Genomic DNA, 22,795 nt, shown 5'->3' with positions numbered 1-22,795 from the left:
GCATCCATTTTAACCCGTGCCCACCAATTAAACAGGGAACCGACGGGTTTGATTAGCGCTTCAGCAGACTAGCCGACAAAAGTAATGCGCGGGCCGGGACTTTGGTCCCGACCCGCGCGAGTGGCGGTTCCGCGAATTAATCAGTCACCGCTCGACGTACCCCGACCGCCCTTGAGCCTGCCCACGAGCGTCTCCAGGGCCGAACTGAACGGGTGGTCGTGCACCATGTAGGTCCAGGTCATCGACGGACGCTTCACGCCCACCGAGCTGACGTCCAGCTCACCGTCCACCACCTCCAGCTCCTCGAAGCTGTCCGCGGCACGGGACCGGGCCTCGTCCAGGAAGCCCTTGAAGACCGGGACCGCCTCGCGGTTGAACTCGTCCAGGGGGTCGCGTCGGCCCAGGTACCTCAGGTGGATGCCCTCGCGCAGTTCCGAGAGGAACGCGTTGTGGTCGGTCCACCCCCGGTCCAGGTGGTAGAGCGTGATGAGCTTGGCGGCGCGGGCGACCTCGTCGGCGTCCAGCTCCTCCACCAGCTCGTCGTGGCGCGCCTTGCGGTCCGCCGCGACGTGCCGGTCCCCCTGCCCGCCGGACAGGACCAGCTCCCGGTGCTCCAGGACCACCTCGCGCTGCACGTCGATGAGCTTGTTGTAGCGCCAGGTGTTGCGGTGCACCTCCAGCAGCTGCCCCTCGGAGACCCGCTGGGCGTGGTCGACCATGGCCAACCAGCCCTCGTCGGTGATCTCACCGTCGGCCGTGGTCTTGTAGCCGGTGGTCTCGGGGGCGTGGTTCACCAGCAGGTCGTCGTCCATGCTGACGAAGAAGATGGAGTCGCCGGGGTCGCCCTGACGCCCGGCCCGCCCGCGCAGCTGGCCGTCCAGACGGCTGCTGGGGTAACGGCCGAAGCCCATGACGAACAGACCACCGGTCTCCACCACCCGGTCGCGGTCGGTCATGTCGCTGCCGCCCAACCGGATGTCGGTACCGCGCCCGGCCATCTGGGTGGAGACGGTGATCGCGCCGTGGGTACCGGCCTCGGCGATGATGGAGGCCTCGTCCGCGTCGTTCTTGGCGTTGAGGACGACGCTCTCCAGCCCGGCCTGGCGCAGCCGGTCCGCCAGCAGCTCGGACTCGGCGACGTCCTGCGTGCCGATCAGGATCGGGCGCCCCGTCCGGTGGATCTCCTCCACCTTGGCGACGAGGGCGTCCTCCTTCTCCTCACGCGTGGCGTACAGGAGTGAGCCGTGGTCCTCGCGGACGTTCGGCTTGTTGGAGGGAACGACCGCCACCTCGAGCTCGTAGAACTCGCGCAGCTGCTCGGCGACGCTCATGGCGGTACCGGTCATCCCGGCCAGCGTGGGGTAGCGCAGGACCAGGGACTGGACCGTGATCGAGTCCAACACCTCTCCGGTCTCGCTGACCGCGACCTTCTCCTTGGCCTCGACCGCCGCCTGGAGGCCGTCGGGCCAGCGCTGGAGGAGGGCGATCCGCCCGCGGGACTCGTTGATGAGCCGCACCTCGCCGTCGCGCACCACGTAGTGCACGTCGCGCTGGAGCAGCACGTGCGCGTGCAGGGCCAGGTTGACCTGGGGCAGCACGGAGGTGTCGTCCTCGGAGTACAGGTCCACGCCGCCCAGGGACTTCTCGACCGCGTCGATACCGGCGTCGGTGAGCTGGACGTTGCGTCCCTCCCCGTCGACCTCGTAGTGCAGGCGCGGCTTGAGGCCCCGTACGACGTCGGCCATCTCGACGTCGGCGGCCACGGCCTCGGCCGCACCGGCCAGGACCAGGGGGACGCGGGCCTCGTCGACGAGCACGGAGTCCGCCTCGTCGATGATGGCGACGTGGGGTTCGGGCACGACCCGGTCGTCGACGTCGGTCACCATGCGGTCGCGCAGAACGTCGAAGCCGAGTTCGCTGACGGCCGCGTACGTGACGTCGCAGCCGTAGGCCTCCTTGCGCTCGTCGACGGTGGACTCCTCGCTGACGGAGCCGACCGTGACTCCGAGCATCGCGTAGAGGGGGCCCATCCACTCGGCGTCACGCCGGGCGAGGTAGTCGTTGACGCTGAGGACGTGGACCCGCTTGCCGCGCAGGGCGAACCCGGCGGCGGCGAGGGTACCGGCGAGGGTCTTGCCCTCACCGGTGGCCATCTCGGAGACGTGGCCGTCGAGGAGGGCCATCACACCGAGCAACTGCACGTCGAAGGGGCGCTCGTCAAGGGTGCGCCGGGCGGCCTCACGGCCGACCGCGCACAGACTCACGAGGTCACTCTGGGAGTAGGGAAGCTCGGCGTAGCCGAGGTCGATGGCCTTCTCCGTCAGCTCGCCATCGCTGAGTTCTCGCAGACCCTCCTCTTCGGCCTCGATCGCCGGCAGGAGCTTGGTATAGGGCCGCAGGTCCACCGCACCGGGCTTGCCCAGTAGGCGGCGGACGCTTTCCGCCATTCGTCCGAACACCACGCCAGGGTAACGCCGGACACAAGCGAATGGTTCCTCTCGGGTACCAGCTTGTCGGCTCCAAGGGGGACAGAACACCCAGGACCAGCGACTCGTGCGCAACCCCGGTGGGCCCGCTCAGTTCACCAGCTGACGCTGGTGGCGCTGGCGCGCCTCCAGGGCCATCCCGTGCTTGACGAGGGTGACCAGGACCTTGACCACGGACCTGCGGTCGCGCGCGTCGCAGTAGACCACGGGCACGTCGGGGGTCAGGTCGAGGGCGTCGCGCAACTCGTCGGCGCTGTACGCGGCCTCGGGATCGAACTCGTTGACGGCCACGACGAAGGGCAGCCGGTACTGCCGCTCGAAGTAGTCCAGTGCCTGGAAGGTGTCCTCCAGCCGCCGGGTGTCCGCGAGGATCACCGCGCCCAGGGCGCCCCGGACGAGGTCGTCCCACATGAACCAGAAGCGCTGCTGGCCGGGCGTGCCGAACAGGAACAGGGTCAGGTCGGTGTCCAGGGAGATACGACCGAAGTCCATGGCGACCGTGGTGGTGGTCTTGTCCGGGGTGTGCGAGAGGTCGTCCACACCAGCACTGGCCGCGGTCACGGCGGCCTCGGTGCGGACCGGGGGGATCTCCGACACAGCCCCGACGAACGTGGTCTTGCCGACCCCGAAGCCCCCGGCGATGATGATCTTGGTGGACAGCTCACTGGGTGCGTGGACGTTGTTCGTACTGTTAGCTGAGTGGATCACTGTTAGTCCTAGCGAGAGTGCCGGGCCTGCACGGACGGACGGCGCACACGACCCGGGCTGGAGGGGCACGGCGATCCCGGGTTCCGAACTCACGGGAAACGACCGCTACTGGAACCTAACACCGGACAGCAGTGGAATCCGGGGTTTCGACACAGTGCGGGAAGACGTCACATCCCCGACCACAGCGCCCATGCGGGTCGAAACGCAGCAGAAGGGCCACGAGGGTGGATGTCCACCTCGTGGCGAGGCGTCCGTCGTGTCCGACGGACCGTAGCCAGACAAGCACACTCCTGTACCCCGGCAGGTTGACTTTACGACATTGTGAGCGGCCATTTTCGGCCGCTTTCGGCCGCGCCGATCCCTGTCCGGCACCGGCCCCGCCATCTACGGTGGAGAGCAGGGCACCCGCCTGAGCGCGGTCGCAACGACCTCCTGGCACGAGGACGTGACCACCACGGGACCCTGGCGGCGCCCAGGGGCGCACGGCCGACCCGACGTCTCGCTCTTCGACGTCGGCCCGGCCGCACACCCCACCGACGGGCGTCCACAGCCCCACCGGCCCACAACCGTCCACGTGGGCCGGTGGGTGTGGTGGCTGTGTTTTCTTTGCACCTCCGCTTCGCTTCGGTGCGTGTTCGGCGCCTTTGCAGAGGGATTCTTCGTCGTCGTCCACGCCTGACGCTCGTTCCTCGCTAGCGGCTCGACTCCTCCTGCAGAACCCTCTCCGGCGCTCGAACGGGTACCCCCCAGTGGCAAAGATGTACGGGTGACGCTCACACCCGCGAGGGGGCAGGGCAGCACACCGGCTGTGGCTGAGCCGCACAGTCGGTACTCCGTCAGTGGCTGGGGCGCACGCACGGACGGGACTCCACCTGAGCGGGCCCCTGGGTGCGGCTCGGGTGCGTAGGATGGACGGGCACCCTCCCCCTGCGGCGACGGCCGCGGCCCGGGTCGAGGGGCGCCTTCCCGAACACGCCGCACACTCCCAAGGGAGCCGAGAACCCCACATGTCCGATCAGCGCGTCGTCCGCCCCACTCCCATCAGCGGTTTCCCCGAATGGACCCCACAGGTCCGGGCCGTGGAGCAGCGTTGGCTGGACCATATCCGCGCCGGGTTCGAGTCCTTCGGCTTCGCGTCCGTGGAGACCCCCTCCGTGGAGAACCTGGACGTGCTGATGGCCAAGGGCGAGACCTCCCAGGAGGTCTACACGCTGCACCGGCTCCAGGCCGACGCCAAGGACGACTCCGACGCCAGGCTCGGTCTGCACTTCGACCTGACCGTGCCCTTCGCCCGGTACGTCGCCCAGCACTTCAACGAGCTGACCTTCCCGTTCAAGCGCTACCAGATTCAGCGCGTCTGGCGCGGTGAGCGCCCCCAGGAGGGCCGCTTCCGCGAGTTCACCCAGTGCGACATCGACGTCATCAACGTGGACTCGGTGCCGCTGCACTTCGACGCCGAGCTGCCCCGCATCGTGCACCGGGTGCTCAGCGGGCTGGACATCCCGGCATGGACCCTCAACGTCAACAACCGCAAGGTGCTCCAGGGCTTCTACGAGGGGCTCGGCGTCAAGGACCCCATCGCGGTGATCCGCGCCGTGGACAAGCTCCACAAGATCGGTGACGACGGCGTCCGCGAGATCCTGGAGGGCGAGGGCCTGACCACCGAGCAGATCGACCCCTGCCTGGCGCTGGCCCGGATCAGGGGCGCCGGTGTCGTCGAGGAGGTCCGGGCGCTCGGTGTGGTCTCGGAACTGCTGGAGGAGGGGCTGGAGGAGCTCGCCTTCGTCCTGAACGACCTCGCCGACCTGCCCGAGGGCAGCGTGGTCGCGGACCTGTCCATCGCGCGCGGCCTGGACTACTACACCGGGACCGTGTACGAGGCTTCCTTCGACGACGACCCCGGATACGGCAGCATCTGCGCCGGTGGCCGGTACGAGAACCTCGCCGGGCAGTTCATCCGCAAGCGGCTGCCGGGTGTGGGCATCTCCATCGGCCTGACCCGCATCTTCGCCAAACTGGTGGCGGAGGGCCGGATCGAGGCTGGCCGGGTCTGCCCCACGGACGTGATGGTCGTGGTGCCCAACGCCGAGCGTCGCGCCGACGCCCTGCGCACGGGTGAGCTGCTGCGGGAGCGCGGGTTCAACACCGAGGTGTTCCACTCCACCGCCAAGGTCGGCAAGCAGATCCAGTACGCCTCCAAGAAGGGCATCCCCTTCGTGTGGTTCCCGCCCTTCGAGGAGGGCGGCGAGCACGAGGTCAAGGACATGGCCAAGGGTGAGCAGGGCGCTGCCGACCCGGCCGTGTGGTCCCCCGCCACTTAGCAGGTTCTGGTCCGGCACGGGCGGTTTCCGACCTCCCGTGCCGGAACCGGCCATTCGCGAGACAGCCTCAGGGCCCGGGTGCGAGACTGGGACAGGCTGTACTCCGTGCCGTACCTCAGGCACGGGCCGATTGGTGTTCTAGTTATCGAGGCCATGTCTCCTCCTCGCCACAACCTGCCCCTGTCCGCTGGTGAGTTCATCCAGTTCGTCGGACGTGAACGCGACATCGTCGACCTGAGCCGCCTCATGGGCACGGCCAGGATGATCACGCTGACCGGCACCGGCGGAATCGGCAAGACGCGGCTCGCGCTCCACCTCGCCGAGCGCGTCCTGCGCCGGTTCCCGGACGGTGTGCGGTTCATCGACCTCAGCGAGGCCACCAACCGCGAACAGGCGCTGCGCGCGGTCGCGGCGGGCCTCCAGGCGGTCAACGGCGACTCCACGACGCTCATGGACGGCGTCATCACGGCGTTGCGCACCCAGCACCTGTTGTTGCTGCTGGACACCTGCGAGCACGCCGTGGGCCCCATGGCGGAGCTGTGCGAGGCCGTACTCCGGGACTGTCCCCGCGTCCGGATCCTGGTGACCAGCCGCCAGCCGCTGCACGTGCAGGAGGAGAACATCTGGCGGGTCCCGCCGCTCTCGCTGCCCGCGCGGCCCACACCGACCGATCCCTACGCGGCGGTCCCCGCACCGATCCCCCGGCGGGACGCGCAGCGGTACGAGTCGGTGCGCCTGTTCCTCACCCGGGCCCACGCGGCGCGCTCCGGGTTCGAGATGACCCGCGAGAACTCGGGTTACGTGGCGGAGATCTGTCGCATGCTCGACGGCATGCCACTGGCGATCGAGCTGGCGGCGGCCCGGGTCCGGGTGCTGTCCGTCCAGCAGATCCTGCGCCGACTGGACGACCGTTTCCAGCTCCTGACCAGTGACGGCACCGGCCACCTCCCGGCACGCCAGCGGACCCTGCGGGCCGTGCTGGAGTGGAGCCACGACATGCTCAGCGACACCGAGCGGCTGTTGCTGCACCGGTTGTCCCTGTTCTCCACCTGGTACCTGGAGGCCGCCGAGGACGTGTGCTCGGGCGACGGCGTGGACCCCACGGACGTGCTCTCCCTGCACTTCTCCCTGCTGGACAAGTCCCTGGTGGTGATGGACGCCGAGGTCAACGGGACCGCGCACTACCGGCTGACCGAGACGGTGCGGGCCTACGCGGCCGAGCGCCTGGGAGCCGACAGCGACCGGCGCTGGGACCGCTACCTGCGGTTCACCGTGGGTCGGCTGGAGGAGGCGGCCAAGAGCTCCGCCACCTCGCAGACCTGGGACGAGTGGCTCGGGCGGCTGCGGATGTACGACCACCACCGGGAGAACCACTCCCGGTTGGTGGAGTGGGCGCTCTCACACGGCCGCGTGGACGACGCCCTGCGGGTGTGCGTGGCGCTGCGGGCCTACTGGCTGATGCGGGACCTGTCCGCGGAGGGCAGCAGGCTCCTGGAGCGGGTGCTGTCGCACCAGCCCGACGATCAGGCGCCCGTGCTGCGCGCCAGGGCCCTGGCCCTGCACGCGGAGCTGCGCCTGGACGTGGACCCCGCGCCCAGGGTCGAGAGCCTGGCCTCCTGCGCGCTGGAGTCCGCGCGGGCCTGCCGCGAACCCATCGCCGCCGCCTCGGCCCTGACCACCCTGGCGACGCTCACCATGCGCCTGGGTTCGCTGGAGGAGGGTGAACGGCAGGCGGCCCGGGCCCTGGACTGGGCGGGCCTGTCCGGTGATCCGATGACCGAGGCGAGCACCCGGGGCGTCCTGGCCGAGCTGGCCCGGCGGCAGGGCGCCACCGGGGAGGCCGTCGCTCACCTGGAGGAGAGCGCCGACTCCTCGCGGGGTCTGGGCGACCGCTGGAGTGAGGCGCGCGCCCTGTACGGACTGGGCACCATCGCCGCCGAGGCCGACGACCACGAGCGTGCCCGGGAGCTGTTCTCCGAGGCCCTGGAGGTCTTCGTCGAGCTGCCCTCCGACCCCTACGCCGCGAGGTGCGCCGCGGACCTGGGCCGCCTGCACCTGGCGACGCGGGACCCCCTGTCCGCCCGGGAGCCGCTGGGCCGGTGTCTGCGGGTGAGTTTCACCTCGGGTCGCCGGATCGCGGTGGCCGAGGCTCTGGAGGCCCTGGCGGAGCTGGCGCTGGCCGAGGAGGAGCCCACGCGGGCGGCGGCCCTGGCCGGGGTGGCGGCCGACCTGCGGACGGCGCTGGACCGGCCCTCGGCCGAGACCGTCCGGCTGCGGTCGGCAGTGGAGCGAAGAGTGGGGGCGGGACGGGCCACCGAGGCCTGGAACGCCTGGCGTCCGCTGCCGTTGGAGCAGGTGCGCGACCGGGCCCTGGCCTTTCCCCGCCCGCCCGCGCCCCAGCTGTCCGGGCCGGACTCGCTGACCCCACGGGAACGGGAGATCGCGACGCTGGCGGAGCGGGGGCTGTCCAACCGGGAGATCGCGACCCATCTCACCATCAGTCAGGCCACCGCCGCCCGCCATATCGCGAACATCTTCAGAAAACTTTCGATTTCGTCGAGGACGCAGTTGACCGGCTGGGCCTCACCGAGAGAACCCGGCTGAATTCAGGGTGTTCGCACCGAAGCACTTGCACAGTGCGCGTGCACCCGCTAAACCAGAAAGTCCAAGCCACTTCGCCCACCTCGATGACGCAAGCCCCCGTCCCCCCTCGTATCCTCCGTGGTGAGAACACCCCCAACAGCCCCTACTTGTGAAGGCCATGGCACCTTTGACCGCGCCAGCGCGGCACAATCTCCCCCTGCCGGGCACCAGTTTCGTGGGTCGGGAGCGAGATCTCAGCGATCTGCTCCGCCTGCTCGGCTCCAGCAGGTCCGTCACCCTGTGCGGCGCGGACGGTATCGGCAAGACGCGCCTGGCCCTGCGCGTGGCCGAGCAGTCCACCGTCTCGTTCCCGGACGGGGTGTGGATCGCCGACCTCACCGACGTGCGCACCCCCTTGGAGGTGCACGCGCGCATCGCCGAGGCGGTGGGGGTGGTCGAGGAGCCCGGGCTGCCGCTCGGAGTGACCGTGACCGAGGCCCTGCGGGACCGCAGACTGCTGTTGGTGCTGGACTCCTGCGAACACATCGCGGACGAGGTGATCGCGGTCGGGGAGACCCTGCTCACGGAGTGCCCCGCCCTGTCGGTACTGCTGACCAGCGAGGTCCCGGTGCGGCTGACCGGGGGGACGGTGTGGCGGGTGCCCGCCATGGCCCTGCCGGTGGTCCCGCGCAACGCCCCTCCCCCAGACCCCGCGGACGCGGAGTCGGTGCGGCTGTTCCTGGACCGGGCCCGCGCCCGTGACCCACGGTTCACCGCGACGGGTCCGGAGCTGGACGCCGTGGCGACCCTGTGCGATCTGAGCGGCGGGGTTCCGTTGGGGATCGAGGTGCTGGGCGCCCGTGCCCCGGAGGAGGGCATCGCCGCGCTCACCGAGGGGCTGCGCGCGCATTTGGCCTCACCCGTGTTCCAGCCCGGACCGGGGCAGGCCGTCTCGCGCAGCGATGTGCTGCCCCTGGTGCTGGACTTCGTGTACCGGGGCCTGCCCGAACCCGAACGCGTGCTGCTGCGCCGCCTGTCGGTGTTCCGGGGCTGGGACCTGGAGCTGGCCGAGCAGGTGTGCGCCGACGAGTCGCTGCCCGAGTCGGCCATCCTGGACCTGCTGACGTCGCTGCTGGACCGTTCCCTGATCACCGTCACCGGCGAGTTCGAGGGCCGGGTGCGCTACCGGCTGCCCGAGGCGGTGCGCCGGTTCGCGCAGGAGCGGTTGGTCGCCTCGGGCGAGTCCGAGACGATCCAGGAGCGTCTGCTGACCCGCATGCTGAGCCTGGCGGAGGACCTGGGGCAGCGGCTGGAGTCGAGCCGGTCCATGCCGTGGTCCGAGCGGGACTCCGGACGCCAACGGGTGATCGCCGAGTACGACACACTTCGGTCGCTGCTGCGCTGGTCCCTCCAGAAGGGCGCGGCCGAACCCGGGCTGCGGCTGTGCGTGAGCCTGGTGGCCCACTGGGTGAGCCACAACAACTACTCCGAGGGCGCGCACTGGATGGACCGGCTGCTGGCGCTGGAGGAGACCGCGAAGGCTCCCTCCCGGGCGCGGGCTCTGGTCGGCCGGGCCCAGTTGGCACGTGTGCGCCGGGACCACGAACTGGCCCTGGAGGCTGGCGAGGAGGGACTGCGGTTGTGCCGGGAGGCCGGTGACGACGCGTTCGTGCGCACCTGCCTGAGCCTGCTGGCCCTGGTGGAGGTGCGTGAGCGCAACCTTGACCGCGCCTCGGTCCGGGTCGAGGAGGCCCTGCGCCTGTGCCGGGAGGCCGGTGACCTGTGGGGCGAGGCGATCGCCCTGGGCTGCCGGGCGGCCCTGGTGTGCCAGCAGGGTGACTACCCCACCGCCGACCACCACTACAACGCAGCACTCACGCTGCTGCGGGGCATCGACCACCGCTGGGGGGTGGGGGTGACCCTGATGAACCAGGCCCGCGCCGCGGAGACGAACGACGACCTGATCACCGCCGACCGCTGTTACCGGGAGGCACTGGACACCCAGCGGCTGATCGGTGCGGTGTCCGAGGAGGCGCGCTGTCTGGCCGGGATCGGCCGGGTGGCGCACGCGCAGGGTCACACCAGTCAGGCCTACGACTACCTGAGCGAGGGGCTGCTGCTCAGCCACGCCAGCGGCCAGCGGGCCGAGGCGGCCCGGAGCCTGGTGTCCCTGGCCCGGGTGGCGTTCGGATCCGGGCTGCGCGAGCCCGCCTGCCGCCTGGCAGGCGCCGCCACCGCGCTGCGCTCGCGGATCGGGTTGCCCGAGCCGGAGGCCCCGTGGCCGTTCACAGACGAGGAGCGGGGCCGTCGGCGCCGTCGCCAGTTGGTGGTCTGGTGGGAACAGGGACACGCCCTGAGCCAGTTCGAGGCGGTGCGTGAGGCGGAGCTGTTGGCCGAGGAGAGCCGTCGCCCGACCCCGCGGCGCCGTACTCGTCCCCAGCCCCCGGCCGCCGCCAAACCCGCGCCGGTCCCGCCCTCACCGGAGTCGGCCAGCCCCGGGAAGCTGCTGACCCGGCGGGAGCTGGAGATCGCCCAGTTGGTGAGCACCGGCAAGAGCAACCCCGAGATCGCCCGGACCCTGTTCATCACGTCCTCGACGGCGGCCAGACACGTGGCCAACATCAACCGGAAGATGGGCTTCAACTCCCGCACACAGATCAGCGCCTGGATCAAGCGGCACCGGTCGGGCTGACCCGGTCTCACCCCCCACCCCGCGCGAACTGCCGATCCGGGCTCAGCGCGGGTTGTGTAGTCCCGGTGGGACAACGAATCTACATATGCAGCTGCATGGCCATATGCATGTGCATATTGCCATGAAGGCGCTAGGGTCGAAGCCATGGGACTTCGAGCTCCCGGCACTGTGCGAACAGGGCTGGGCCGGTCCCAGAAACGGCCGTCGGATCCCGGGCCGAACACCGGGGAGCCGTCGCGCCGTCGGTACCGGGTAGGCTCCCGGAACCGGTGGGCAACCGCGCTGGCGCGAGGGGAAACCTGGGGAGGTCCCTCGCGGCGAACGTCCGGCGCGGCGCTTCCGGGCTCGCCACGTGGAGGGGGCGTGACGAGCCCGGGTAGCGGGCCCGCATGGAGACCGTTCGAGTGGGGGATCGCATGGGGGTAGGACTGACTTCAGGAACCGGACGACCGGGCCGTCACCTGCCGCGTCGGGACGACCCGATCGGCTCGCTCACCGGAGGGCTGTGCGAGCGGCTGCGGCTGCGGAACGCGCGCGGTGGGACGATCCGGGGCGCGTCCGGGCGGACGGACGCACTGACCTTCGCGGCCACTGTCGAGCAGGCCGCCGCGGGGCTGAGTCGTCGTGGGTTGTGCCTTGGGGACGTGGTCGGCGTGCTGGCGCCGGTCTCCCCCGACCGCTTCCTGGCCTCGTACACGGTGATGGCCGTGGGCGGCAGGGCGCTGACGGTCTCCCCGGAGTCCGACCTGCGCACCCAGTGCCGGGCTCTGGCCGAGACCGACGCCCGGTTGCTGATGGTGAGCGAGGAGCTGGCCGAGCGGGGCCTGGAACTGGCCGAGCGCTCGCGGGTGCGACAGGTGATCACCTTCGGCTCCGCCCTGGGGACCACTCCGTTCAGGGAGTTGCTGCTGCCCAGCCCGGACGGGAACGGGTACAGCCCCGCGAGAGGGCTCTTCGACAACGGGCACCTGGGGTACGAGCCGGTCGGCGACGACATACTCACCACCCTGCACACCCACCACGACCTGCTGGCGCGATTCGCGGAGCTGCGCGGTGAACTGGAGCTGACCGCCGACGACGTCGTCGCCGTGGGCGAGTCCGGGGACGAGGCGACCAGACTCGCCCTCGTGGCGCTGGCGCTGTGGACCGGGACCTGTGTGGTCGCGGGCGAGGACTGCCCGCCGCCCGAGGGGCGCCGGGTGACGGTCACGTGCGACCCCGTCCCCACGCGTATCGACCATCCCCGGCCCGACGTCGCGAGCTAGGACGCCAGGCCACGAGGGCGGGACGCCGGGCGGGCGATGACCGGCCGGTGTGCCGCCCGTGCTTCGCTGAGCCGACTTCATGGTGCCTCCGAGGGCGTCACGCCCGTTCCGGCCGTCGACCGAACCCCGCTCCGGTGCCACCGGGAGCGCACCCGAGGGCTCCGTGTGGCCGCGAGCGCGGTCCAACGCGCTCCGGGCGGCGCGGGAGCGCACCCCTGGGGTTCGGGTGGCTCCGGCGGCCCCGGAGCCCTCCCGGGGCCCCTCAGGCCGTCTCGCCGACCGCGTTCCCGCCCGATTCGTCGTCGATCTCGAACCAGGAGACGTGGGTGGCCTCGCTCCAGTACTCGCCGCTGCGCGTGGCGCAGCTGTCGACGATGAACTTGCCGCGTCCGAAGTCGTCGCCGTCCTCGCGGGTGTGTCCGCTGTGCCTGTCCACCGGGTCGCGCTCGCCCTGGTCGGCCACGGCCACCCGGAGCCTGTTCGCGTCGGAGCGGATGAACAGCGTCATCACGCCACCGCTCTGGCCCGAGCGCGAGTGGAGCAGGGCGTTGGTCGCCAGCTCGCTCACGGCCAGTTCCGCGTCGTCCAGGGCGCCGTCGCCGTGCCCGTTCCTGGTGAGGAACTCACGGACCCGCGCGCGGATGGACCGCACCGCGGTCAGGTTCCCCGCACAGCTCCACACGGTGTGGTCGGTGACCCCACCCGTGAGATCTCCGACGTCGATCCGTGGTGCGGTCGACGTCGCGGCGTCCGGGGCCTCCGCGGGCACGTAATCCCGGAGTTGCCTCGCCTCAGCCATCCGGTCACTCCAATCACCCGCGACGGGCGCGCGGGTTGCGTCTCCCGCACTCACCTTAGACAAGGGTGTGCCGGGTCCAGAACAGCACACCTGGGTTCCTCGCGCCGGGGATTGGTCACAAAACCCCGTCCCGTGTCCTCCCCGATGTGGACAAAGGAAACAGCTCGGACCCCTGGACCGGCCATGTGACGTGCAACACCCAGGCAACACCAGGGCAATACCCTGGCCGCATCCGGCCGCGTCCGGCGCACGCCCTCCCCCGAAATCGTGAGGAGCAGCGGCCACGAGGACCCGTTCTCACCACCCCAAGGGTGTCACCCTACGTGATCGAGCGCCTGGGAAAGACGGAAAATACGCGACTAAACGCCACGTTTTCACTACTCACAGACAACGATGGGGACACAACAGGGAGCGCCGAAAACGCGCCTGGGACCCCTACCACGGCGCGGACGGTGCCCGCACACGGACACGCGGGACGCCCTCCGAATCGGCCTGAAACCCCCAGGCCACAGCAGAAGTCACCGCCCCCTCCAACACCAGCCCGGACAGACCGTAAGAAATGTCCCGGACGCCCTCCAGACGGCCCCGACCTCGTTTGACGCTTCCTGTAGTGCGAACAAGTATCGATTGGGGCCGATCCCGACAATCCCTACCGGGGGCACCCCCCAGCCACCGTCTGTCACCAGGGTCCCGGCCTCTCCGAAGTTCCCGTCCCCACACGAGGTGTCCCCGTGCCAGCCCAGTCCGAAGACCCCACCACCGCCCTGAACCACCTCACCTCCCGCCGCTCCCTCCTCAAGGCCGGAGCGGCCGGCGCGGCCGTCGCCCCGGTCCTGGCCGCCTGCGGCGGCGGGGGCTCCGGCTCCGGTGGTTCCGGCGACGGCGAGCCGCAGACCGGCGGCCGTCTGAAGGTGGGCGTCGCGGGTGGCGGCGCCAGCGACACCCTCGACGCGCACGACCCCACCGACAACGTCGACATCGCGCGCAACCACGCCCTCTACGCCGCTCTGATGCGCTTCGACAACGACGGCACCATCGAGCCCTACCTGGCGGAGTCGCTGGAGCCCAACGAGGACGGCACCGAGTGGACGCTGGTCCTCAGGGAGGGCCTGACCTTCCACGACGGCAGCCCCGTCACGACCGAGGCGGTCGTGTACTCCCTCAAGCGCATCCTCGACCCCGACAACCCCATGCGCGGCGCGGGTGACATGCCCGGCGTCGACCCGGAGAAGCTCGAGATCGTCGACGAGCTCACGATGACGATCCCGGTCGACGAGCCGCTGGTCACCCTCCCCGAGGCGCTCGCCGAGTACTACAACTGCGTCATCCCGGTGGACTACGACCCGGACAACCCGATCGGCGCCGGTCCCTTCAAGTTCTCCGAGTTCAAGGTCGGCGAGTACAGCGTCTTCGAGCGCCACGAGGGCTTCCACATCGACGGCCTGCCCTACGTGGACGAGCTGGAGATCGTGAACTTCCCCGAGGACGACGCCCGGGTCAACGCGCTCAACAGCGGCAACGTCCAGGTCATCAGCCAGGTCCCGCACGTCCAGGTCGCCATCATGGAGGGCGACCCCAACGTGAACATCCTGGAGTCCGAGACCGGCATGTGGCTGCCCTTCACGATGAACGTCGAGGAGGCCCCCTTCGACGACGTGCGCGTCCGCCAGGCCTTCCGCCTCATCGTCGACCGGCAGGAGATGATCGACCAGGCGCTGGCCGGGTACGGCCAGCTCGGCAACGACATGTACGCGCGGATGGACCCGTCCTACCCCGAGGACATCACGCAGCGGGAGCAGGACATCGAGGAGGCCAGGCGTCTGCTGGCCGAGGCCGGTCACGAGGACGGCCTGGAGGTCGAGCTGGTCACCTCCGACATCAGCGCCGGTGTGGTCGCCTCCGCCGAGGTCTTCCAGGAGCAGGCCCGTGAGGCCGGGGTCACCGTCAACCTGCGCCGGGTCAACCCCAGCGACTACTGGAACCCGGAGGAGGGCTTCCCGTACGCCTTCGGGCAGGACTTCTGGAGCGCCCGGAACTACATCACCCAGACCGCCCAGGGCTCGGTCGTGGGCGCCCCCTACAACGAGACCATGTGGGGCGAGCACGAGGAGTGGCTGGAGTACCTGGAGGAGGCGCGTCAGACCGCCGACGACGACGAGCGCAACGAGCTCATCCGCAAGGCCCAGGAGATCGAGCACGAGGAGGGCGGCTACATCGTGTGGGGCTTCGTGAACCTGCTCGACGCCTACCACTCCTCGGTGCACGGTCTGACTCCGGCGGTCTCGGGTCACCCCCTGGGTTCCTACGCCTTCCACACCATGTGGCTGGAGCAGTAGCGGACATCCGGTTCCCGAACCTCCAGACCGCTACCGAAAGCTCACCATGACTCGACTCATCGTCGTCCGCCTCTTCTTCGGCGCACTGACGCTCTGGGCGGTGTCCCTCGTGGTCTTCGCGGCCACGCAGGCCCTGCCCGGCGACGCGGCCCAGCTCATCCTGGGGCGCGACGCCACCCCGGAGCGCTTGGAAGCGCTCCGCAACCAGCTCAACCTGCACGAACCCGTGGCCGTGCAGTACATGCAGTGGCTCCAGGGGTTGGTCCAGGGCGACCTGGGCACGTCGTTCTCCAACCGGATGCCCGTCGCCGAGTACCTCACCGACCCGGTGCGGAGCTCACTGACCCTCATGGGCCTGTCCGCCCTGGTCGCGACCCCGATCGCGCTGTTCGTGGGGGCGTTCAGCGCCCTGCGCCGCGACCGCGCCTTCGACCACACCTCCTCCATGGGCACGCTCGTTCTGGCGTCCGTCCCCGAGTTCGTGGTCGGCATCCTGCTGATCCTGCTGCTGGGACCGGGTGGGCTCGGTGTGTTCCCGTCCGTGTACGCCCGTGAGGGGGGACCCGAGCAGTGGGTCCTGCCGGTGCTGACCCTGGCTCTGGCCGTGGCCCCGCCGATCGTGCGCATGATGCGGGCGACGATGATCGAGGTCCTGGAGAGCGAGTACGTGCAGCAGGCACGGCTGAAGGGCATGGGCGAGCGCACGGTGCTGTGGCGTCACGCCGCACCCAACGCGATCGGCCCGGTCGCCCAGGTGGTCGCCCTCCAGCTGGCCTGGCTGGCCGGCGGCGTGGTGGCCATCGAGTTCCTGTTCAACTTCCCCGGTGTCGGCAAGGTGCTCATGGACGCCATCGGCAACCGTGACGTGCCGCTGATCCAGGCCGTGGTCCTGCTCATCGCCGGGATCTACATCCTCGTCAACCTGGTCGCCGACGTGATCGGGCTGGCGGCCAACCCGAAGGTGAGGGTCGCGAACCGATGACTGGACCTTCGACGAGCACACCCGCCACCGCGGCGCCACGGCGGCGTCCGGGGCTGTTCCGGACCGCTTGGCGGTTCGGCCGCACCAAGGTCGGTGTGGCCCTGACCGGGCTCATCGTCCTGATCGCGGTGCTGGGGCCGTTCGTGGCCCCCTACACCGCCACCGAGTTCGTGTCCAAGCCGTTCGAGACCGGCGTGGACGGCACCCTGTTCGGCGGTGACAACCGGGGCCGCGACGTGTTCACCCGCTTCCTGTGGGGCGGCTGGACACTGCTGCTGTTGGCCGTCGCCTCCGCCGGGATCGGTGTGGCCGCGGGAACGGTGATCGGCGTCATCGCCGGCTACCGCCGCGGCTGGGTGGACGACGTCCTCATGCGCACGAACGACGTGCTGCTGGCCTTCCCCCAGCTGATCGCCGCCCTGCTGGTGATGTCGATCCTCGGCCCGAAGGTGTGGCTGATCGTCGCGGTCATCGCGGTGTCGCACATGCCGCGCGTGGCCCGGGTGATCCGCGAGGCCACCCGCAAGGTGATCGAGCAGGACTACGTGAAGGCGGCCGAGGCGATCGGGCTGCCCCGCTGGCGGATCATGACGGTGGAGATCCTGCCGAACGTGACCAGTCCGCTGCTGGTGGAGCTGGGCCTGCGCCTGACCTACTCCATCGGTGTGGTGGCCGTACTCGGGTTCCTCGGCATGGGCCTCCAGCCGCCCACCGCGGACTGGGGCCTCATGATCAACGAGAACCGCCAGGGCATGGCCATCCAGCCGTGGGCGGTCGCACTGCCCGTGACGGCGATCGCGGTGCTCACCGTCGGCGCCAACCTCATCACCGACGGGCTCTCCCGCGCGGCGATCGGTATCGACCGGGGGGTCGAGAAGTGACCTTGAACGAGAACACGGAGCCCGGCGGGACCGGGACCGGGGACACCCGACGGACGGACCGCCCCGAGGGCGAGACCGTGCTGGTGGTCGACGGGCTCACCGTGATCGGACGCCCCTCGGACGTCGAGATCATCAGCGGCGTGTCGATCACCGTGAAGCGCGGCGAGATCCTCGGGCTCGTGGGCGAGTCCGGTTCGGGCAAGACCACCCTGGGTCTGTCGCTGCTGGCGCACTGCAAGCGCGCCACGGAGATCGTCGGGGGTCAGGTACTGGTCTCCGGCCAGGACCTGGCCACGTTGAACGAACGAGAGGTCCGTCAGCTGCGCGGACGCGCGGTGGCCTACATCCCGCAGTCGCCCGCCTCCGCGCTCAACCCGGCGCTGCGGCTCGGTGTGCAGCTGGCGGAGGCCCTGCACGACGGTTCGCTGTCGGACAGGGAGGCCCGGGAGCGGGTCCGCGAGGTCATGCGCGAGGTGGCCCTGCCCGACGACGAGGTCTTCCTGCGCCGCTACCCGCACCAGCTCTCCGGCGGACAGCAGCAGCGGGTGGCGATCGCCATGGCGTTCGTGGGCCGCCCGGACGTGATCGTGCTCGACGAGCCGACCACCGGCCTGGACGTGACCACGCAGGCGCACGTGCTGGAGACCATCCGGTCGATGACCCGTGACTACGGGACCGCCGGTGTGTACATCAGCCACGACATGGCCGTGGTCGCCGACCTGGCCGACGACATCGCGGTGATGTACCGGGGCGAGGTCGTGGAACACGGGCGCGCCCAGACGGTGCTGTCCGATCCCCGGCACGCGTACACGCGCCAGCTGCTGATGGCGGTGCCGCTGCTGAAGACCTCGGGCCATGAGGAGCCCGAACCCGAGGAGGAGCCGCTGCTGCGGGTCTCCGGGCTGGCCGCCGGGTACGGGCGCACGCAGGTGCTGGAGGGGATCGACGTGTCGGTCTCCCGAGGCGAGTGCGTGGCACTGCTGGGCGAGTCAGGGTCGGGCAAGACGACGCTGTCCCGTTCGGTGGCGGGTCTGCACCACCAGTTCACCGGCGAGATCCTCTTCGACGGGGAGCCGCTGGCCACCAGCAGCTACCGCCGGACGGCGGAGCAGCGACGCCGGGTGCAGTACGTGTTCCAGAACCCGTACGAGGCGCTGAACCCGCGCAAGCGGGTGCGGGACCAGGTCCTGGGCCCCTACCGGCACCTGGTGGGCCGACCCGACGACCCGGACGCCGTGGTGGCCGAGGCCCTGGAGCGGGCCGCGCTGCCCGCCTCCTACGCGGACCGCTTCCCCGAGCAGCTCAGCGGTGGTGAGCGCCAGCGCGTGTGCATCGCGCGCGCGGTGGCCACCCGTCCGGACCTGCTCGTGTGCGACGAGATCACGTCGGCGCTGGACGTCTCGGTGCAGGCGGAGATCGTGAAACTGCTGCGTGAGCTCCAGGACCAGGGCATGGCGCTGCTGTTCGTGACCCACAACATCGCGCTGGTGTCCAACATCGCCGAGCGGGTCGCCATCCTGAACAGGGGCGAGATCGTCGAGTACGGACCGGTGGGCGAGGTGATGTCGTCGCCGAGGCACGAGTACACGCGCGCGCTGATCGCCGACACCCCTGACTTCGAGCTGTCCTTCCCCGGCGCCCCCGAGCGCCTGGGCATGGACGCGGAGCGGAAGGGAACGTCGGACCGCGTCGCCGAGGCGTGACCCGGTTCCGGACGGGGGGCGGGGTGCGCGGTGCGCGCCCCGCCCCCCGCGTGTGCGGCGTGGTCAGGGCTGGGGGTCGGCCTCGCGGACGGCGGGGATCGGCGCGGGCCGGGCGAGGGTGACCAGGACCAGCAGGCCCAGGGCGGATGTGCCGAACAGGAGCAGGCCCATGGGGACCGCCGTGGTCTCGTCCAGTCCGACCATGGGCGCCACCGCGGCGCCGATGAACATGGGTAGGGCGCCCAGGAGCGAACTGGCGCTCCCGGCCCGGTTCTCCTGGCCTTCCATGGCCAGGGCGAAGGAACCCGTGAGGACCATGCCCATACAGGTCATGTAGACGAAGATCGGGACGACCAGCAGGACCAGCGGCCCCTGGAGGAACGCCGTGGCGAGCACCACGGCGGTGGCGGCCACCGCCACGACCACGGCCACCCCGAGCAGGGTGCGCTCCCCGTAGCGGTCGCTGAGGCGGCCGACGGCGGCGCTCCCGAGGATGATGGCGATCCCGTTCACGCCGAACAGGAACCCGAACACCTGCGGGGACACCCCGTACAGGTCCTGGTAGACGAACGGCGTCCCGGCGACGTAGGCGAAGCTGCCGCCGTGCAGCAGGCCGACGATGAGCGTGTGGCCGAGGTAGCGGCGGTCGCGGAGGAGCACACCCATGGTGCGCAGGCTGCCGCCGAGTGTGCTGGGGATGCGCCGCTCCACGGGGAGGGTCTCCGGCAGTCGCGCGGCCACGACCAGGACGACCACGGCGCCGAGCAGGGCCAGCGCCCAGAAGATGCTCCGCCACGTCGTGGAGGGCAGGAGCAGGACTCCGCCGCCGACCACGGGGGCGACCATCGGGGCGACCGCGACCACCACCATGATCAGTGCGAAAAACCGCGTGAGCGCCGTGCCGTCGAAGACGTCGCGCACCACGGCGCGGGAGAGGACCACTCCGGCGCTGGCGGTGAACCCCTGGAGGAAGCGGCCCAGCACCAGCACCCCGGTGTCGGGGGCGAGCGCGCACAGGGCCGAGGCCAGCACGAACAGGGCCACGCAGACAAGGAGCGGCCCGCGCCTCCCCCTGGCGTCGCTGATCGGGCCGATCACCACCTGGCCGACGGCCAGGCCCACCAGGCAGGCGGTGAGGCTCAGCTGCACCTGGGAGGCGCTGGCGCCGAGGTCGCCTGAGATCTCCGGGAAGGCCGGGAGGTACATGTCGATGTTGAGCGGGCCCAGCACCGTCAGCAGGGCGAGGAGGAGGGCCAGCCCCAGGCGAGCGCGACCGGTCGGGTTGTGGAGCATGGGGCCTCTCTGCGGCACGGGGGAGGGAGCCCGTCCACGTTACCCAGGGCGGTTGGCGCCGACCCGGGACGGATCGGCAAACTGACGGGGATGTGTCAGGTACGCGCCGCCGCTCAGAAGAGCACCGACATGACCTCTCCCACCTGGCGGAAGCCGACGCGCTGGTAGGTGGCCCTGGCGGGGGCGTTGAAGTCGTTGACGTAGAGGGTCACCCGGGGGGCGATCTCGGCGAGGGCGTAGTTGACCACGGCCGCCATGCCCGCGCTGGCGTAGCCCCGGCCGCGTAGCTCCGGGTGGACCCACACCCCCTGGACCTGGCAGGCGTGCCGGGTGACGGCGCCGATCTCGGCCTTGAACACCACGCGGCCGTCCTCGATCCGGGCGAAGGCGCGGCCGGTGCGGACCAGTTCCTCGACGCGGGCGCGGTAGAGGGCGCCGCCGTCGCCGGAGTCCGGGGGGACCCCCACCTCCTCGGTGAACATGGCGACGCAGGCGGGCACCAGGGTGTTGATCTCCTGGACGCGTACCCGGCGCACCAGGGGGTCGGGGGCGACGACGGGCGGGCCGTCGATCTCCAGGACCGGCTGGCTCGCGCGGATGACGCGGGCGGGACCCCAGGCGGGGGTGATCTGCTGCCAGAAGTCGCTGACCGCCTCGACCGGACCGACGATCGAGGAGCAGCGGCGGCCGCGCCAGCGGGCGTGGTCGGCGAACCCGCGTACCGCGGCGGGCCCCGCGTTGACCGGGACGAGGTTGGCGCCCGAGTAACACAGGGCGGTGAGTCTGCCGCGTTCGGTGTGACCCCAGAGTTCGGCCCCGGCCCCGCCGGACATGCCGGTGGCCATCAGCCGTGAGGCGACGAAGACGTTGCCCACGGGGTCGGCGTCCAGGAGCGCGCGGACGGCCTCCCGGTCACGTTCTCCCAGAATCCGTACCGCCGAGGTCCGCAGCATCGCATCTCCCCCATCATCCCGATCACCTGCTCCGGCGGGACACCGGATCGGTTCGTGGGCCCACGACGAATTCGCGCCGATTCCAGCCTATTCGACCCTCTGTCCGGACTCACCTGGATGATTCGAGTCCGATCGGGCCAAGGCGTTCCACCCGCGTCGGTTCGGTCGGTTCGGTGCTCTGCGCACCGCGCGGGCTGGGTTCGGGGCGGGCGTCGCAGGTGACGTCGGGGCCGTCCGCGCCGCGTTCGGGCAGGACCCCGTCCCTGAGGTAGGCGACGACGGTCTCGTCCACGCAGGTGTTGCCGGTGAGGGCCACGCCGTGGGTGATGCCGCCGTCCTCGATCACCAGTGAGGAGCCGGGCAGGCGCTCACGCAGGGAGTAGGCGCCCTCGACCGGGGTCGCGCCGTCCGCCGTGGCGTGCACGACGAGCACGTCCCCTTCGTAGGCGGCGTGTTCGCGGGGTCCGTCACCGACCTGGAACCACGGTGCGGACTCCGCGTCCCAGGAGGCGCACGGGGCGTTGTACCAGATGTTGTGCCAGCCCAGGAAGGGCGCGTCCTCGTGGATCCGCCTGGCGTCCGTGTCCCAGGTGTCCCAGTCGCGGGGCCATGGGGCGTCGGTGCACTGGACCGCGAGGTAGCCGCCGAAGCCGGGGTCGCTGTCCGCGTCGTCTCCGTAGGTCTCGTGCAGCTTCAGGAGCGGGGCCGGGTCGGCGTCGTTGACCTGGGCGGCCAGGGCTTCGGCGACTGAGGGCCAGGAGTTGCCGCTGTAGGCGACGACGGCGGCGGCGCCGTCCAGTTCGGAGGGGCCGACGGTGTCCTCCAGCGGGGCCTCGCGCAGACGCGCGCGCAGGTCGTAGTAGGCGGCGGAGACCGCATCGCCGTCGGCGCCCAGACCGTACGTGGCGTCGTGGCGGGCGATCCAGTCGAAGAAGTTCTCCGCGGCGCGGTCCAGGGACCGGCTCTGGCGCAGGTTGCTCTCGTACCAGGGCAGGTCCGGGTCGACGACGCTGTCCAGGACCACTGCGCGCACGCTGTCGGGGTAGAGCGAGGCGTAGACGGTGCCGAGGTAGCTGCCGTAGGAGTAGCCGAGGTAGTCGACCTGCTCCAGGCCGAGGGCGACGCGGATGGCGTCCATGTCGTGCGCGGTGTCCTCGGTGCGCATGTGGTCCAGGAGCGGACCGGTGTTCCGGGCGCAGGCGTCGGCGTAGGCCTCGGCGTCCTCGCGCAGCGCCCGCTCCTCCGTGGCGTCGGCCGGGACGGAGTCCTTGCGGACGGGGGCGAAGTAGGCGGGGTCACAGGTGACGTTGGGGGTGGAGGCGCCCATGCCGCGCGGGTCGAAGGCGACCACGTCGTGGATCTCGCGCAGTTCCTCGGGCATGCGGTTGTGGGTGTGCGCGGCCCACTTGCGTCCGGCGCTGCCCGGCCCGCCCGGGTTGACCAGCACGGTGTGCTCGGCGGTGCCGGTGGCGGGGACCCGGGAGAGGGCGATCTGGAGGGTCTGGGCGAGGTCGGCGACGCGTGCGCCGTCGGTGCTCCTGGCCATGGGGACGGTGAGGGTGGCGCACTCCATCGCGGTGTCGCCGACCGGTTCGAGGTCCTCGCAGGGCCGCCAGTCAAGCGCCCTCTGGTCGATCCTGGTGGTCGGCGCGGGGGGCGTCCCGGTCGGGGCGGCCTGCGCCGTCGGAACGGCGACCAGGGATGCGAGGAGCACCCCGGCGGAGACTGCTGCCCACTGTGTGCACGCTGATCGCACTCGCTTACCCCCGATACCGGCCAGGATGTCCTCATGC

14 protein-coding genes are annotated in these 22,795 nt (G+C 70.7%); 8 read left to right on the top strand and 6 right to left on the bottom strand.

The annotated features are described in order from the left end of the window. Window positions 1–140: 140 nt before the first annotated feature. Window positions 141–2,447 (bottom strand): accessory Sec system translocase SecA2, encoded by a 2,307-nt coding sequence (gene secA2, locus KBX21_RS21525; protein WP_049573599.1) that lies wholly within the window; start codon window positions 2,445–2,447, stop codon window positions 141–143. 129 nt (window positions 2,448–2,576) lie between these two features. After that, window positions 2,577–3,194: an ATP/GTP-binding protein gene (locus KBX21_RS21520; protein WP_049573572.1), complete on the bottom strand. Its 618-nt coding sequence runs from the start codon at window positions 3,192–3,194 to the stop codon at window positions 2,577–2,579. 1,007 nt (window positions 3,195–4,201) lie between these two features. On the opposite strand from KBX21_RS21520, the gene hisS reads away from it, so the two are divergent. From hisS to KBX21_RS21500, 4 genes are all read left to right on the top strand, one after another. Beyond that, entirely contained in the window at window positions 4,202–5,515 is a 1,314-nt protein-coding gene (gene hisS / locus KBX21_RS21515; protein WP_210843314.1) for a histidine--tRNA ligase, read from the top strand. 153 nt (window positions 5,516–5,668) lie between these two features. Then, entirely contained in the window at window positions 5,669–8,119 is a 2,451-nt protein-coding gene (locus tag KBX21_RS21510; RefSeq protein ID WP_210843312.1) for a tetratricopeptide repeat protein, read from the top strand. Window positions 8,120–8,285: 166 nt separating this feature from the next. Further along, on the top strand, window positions 8,286–10,790 hold the full coding sequence (locus tag KBX21_RS21505; protein WP_210843362.1) for a LuxR C-terminal-related transcriptional regulator: 2,505 nt from the start codon (window positions 8,286–8,288) through the stop codon (window positions 10,788–10,790). Window positions 10,791–11,206: 416 nt separating this feature from the next. Then, a complete protein-coding gene (locus KBX21_RS21500; RefSeq protein ID WP_049578422.1) occupies window positions 11,207–12,055 on the top strand; it encodes an AMP-binding protein in 849 nt (282 codons plus the stop codon). A gap of 262 nt (window positions 12,056–12,317) precedes the next feature. Here the strand turns inward: KBX21_RS21500 and KBX21_RS21495 are convergent, their stop codons facing one another. After that, window positions 12,318–12,854: an ATP-binding protein gene (locus tag KBX21_RS21495; protein ID WP_049578424.1), complete on the bottom strand. Its 537-nt coding sequence runs from the start codon at window positions 12,852–12,854 to the stop codon at window positions 12,318–12,320. Between the two features lie 731 nt (window positions 12,855–13,585). On the opposite strand from KBX21_RS21495, the gene KBX21_RS21490 reads away from it, so the two are divergent. Genes KBX21_RS21490 through KBX21_RS21475 form a run of 4 tightly spaced genes read left to right on the top strand, consistent with a single transcriptional unit; the run spans window position 13,586 to window position 18,756 of the window. After that, window positions 13,586–15,190, top strand: coding sequence for an ABC transporter substrate-binding protein (locus KBX21_RS21490; protein ID WP_210843310.1), 1,605 nt, complete (start codon window positions 13,586–13,588; stop codon window positions 15,188–15,190). A gap of 46 nt (window positions 15,191–15,236) precedes the next feature. Next, complete coding sequence (locus KBX21_RS21485; RefSeq protein ID WP_049578429.1) at window positions 15,237–16,172, top strand: ABC transporter permease; 936 nt, start codon at window positions 15,237–15,239, stop codon at window positions 16,170–16,172. Next, the gene (locus KBX21_RS21480) at window positions 16,169–17,053 is read left to right on the top strand and encodes an ABC transporter permease (protein ID WP_026128911.1); all 885 of its coding nucleotides are present in this window, start codon (window positions 16,169–16,171) and stop codon (window positions 17,051–17,053) included. Before KBX21_RS21485 ends, KBX21_RS21480 begins: the two co-directional genes overlap by 4 nt. Continuing rightward, window positions 17,050–18,756: an ABC transporter ATP-binding protein gene (locus tag KBX21_RS21475; protein WP_374225738.1), complete on the top strand. Its 1,707-nt coding sequence runs from the start codon at window positions 17,050–17,052 to the stop codon at window positions 18,754–18,756. Before KBX21_RS21480 ends, KBX21_RS21475 begins: the two co-directional genes overlap by 4 nt. A gap of 63 nt (window positions 18,757–18,819) precedes the next feature. On the opposite strand, the gene KBX21_RS21470 is transcribed toward KBX21_RS21475, so the two are convergent. From KBX21_RS21470 to KBX21_RS21460, 3 genes are all read right to left on the bottom strand, one after another. Then, complete coding sequence (locus KBX21_RS21470; protein WP_049578431.1) at window positions 18,820–20,049, bottom strand: Bcr/CflA family efflux MFS transporter; 1,230 nt, start codon at window positions 20,047–20,049, stop codon at window positions 18,820–18,822. Window positions 20,050–20,162: 113 nt separating this feature from the next. Further along, window positions 20,163–21,002, bottom strand: coding sequence for a GNAT family N-acetyltransferase (locus tag KBX21_RS21465; protein ID WP_049578433.1), 840 nt, complete (start codon window positions 21,000–21,002; stop codon window positions 20,163–20,165). A 109-nt stretch (window positions 21,003–21,111) separates the two neighbouring features. Next, on the bottom strand, window positions 21,112–22,716 hold the full coding sequence (locus KBX21_RS21460) for an alpha/beta fold hydrolase (protein ID WP_210843308.1): 1,605 nt from the start codon (window positions 22,714–22,716) through the stop codon (window positions 21,112–21,114). Between the last annotated feature and the right edge of the window lie 79 nt (window positions 22,717–22,795).

The organism is Nocardiopsis sp. B62, assembly GCF_018070675.1.
Lineage (GTDB): Bacteria > Actinomycetota > Actinomycetes > Streptosporangiales > Streptosporangiaceae > Nocardiopsis > Nocardiopsis prasina.
Note: the sequence above shows the minus strand (reverse complement) of the source record. Positions and strands in the feature narration are given on the sequence as shown.

What these genes read in the sequence shown, in the direction of transcription:
- KBX21_RS21485 (WP_049578429.1), top strand. Translation starts at nt 15,237, where the DNA reads ATGACTCGACTCATCGTCGTCCGCCTCTTCTTCGGCGCACTGACGCTC.
- KBX21_RS21510 (WP_210843312.1), top strand. Translation starts at nt 5,669, where the DNA reads ATGTCTCCTCCTCGCCACAACCTGCCCCTGTCCGCTGGTGAGTTCATC.
- secA2 (WP_049573599.1), bottom strand. Translation starts at nt 2,447, where the DNA reads ATGGCGGAAAGCGTCCGCCGCCTACTGGGCAAGCCCGGTGCGGTGGAC.
- hisS (WP_210843314.1), top strand. Translation starts at nt 4,202, where the DNA reads ATGTCCGATCAGCGCGTCGTCCGCCCCACTCCCATCAGCGGTTTCCCC.
- KBX21_RS21465 (WP_049578433.1), bottom strand. Translation starts at nt 21,002, where the DNA reads ATGCTGCGGACCTCGGCGGTACGGATTCTGGGAGAACGTGACCGGGAG.
- KBX21_RS21480 (WP_026128911.1), top strand. Translation starts at nt 16,169, where the DNA reads ATGACTGGACCTTCGACGAGCACACCCGCCACCGCGGCGCCACGGCGG.
- KBX21_RS21495 (WP_049578424.1), bottom strand. Translation starts at nt 12,854, where the DNA reads ATGGCTGAGGCGAGGCAACTCCGGGATTACGTGCCCGCGGAGGCCCCG.
- KBX21_RS21500 (WP_049578422.1), top strand. Translation starts at nt 11,207, where the DNA reads ATGGGGGTAGGACTGACTTCAGGAACCGGACGACCGGGCCGTCACCTG.
- KBX21_RS21470 (WP_049578431.1), bottom strand. Translation starts at nt 20,049, where the DNA reads ATGCTCCACAACCCGACCGGTCGCGCTCGCCTGGGGCTGGCCCTCCTC.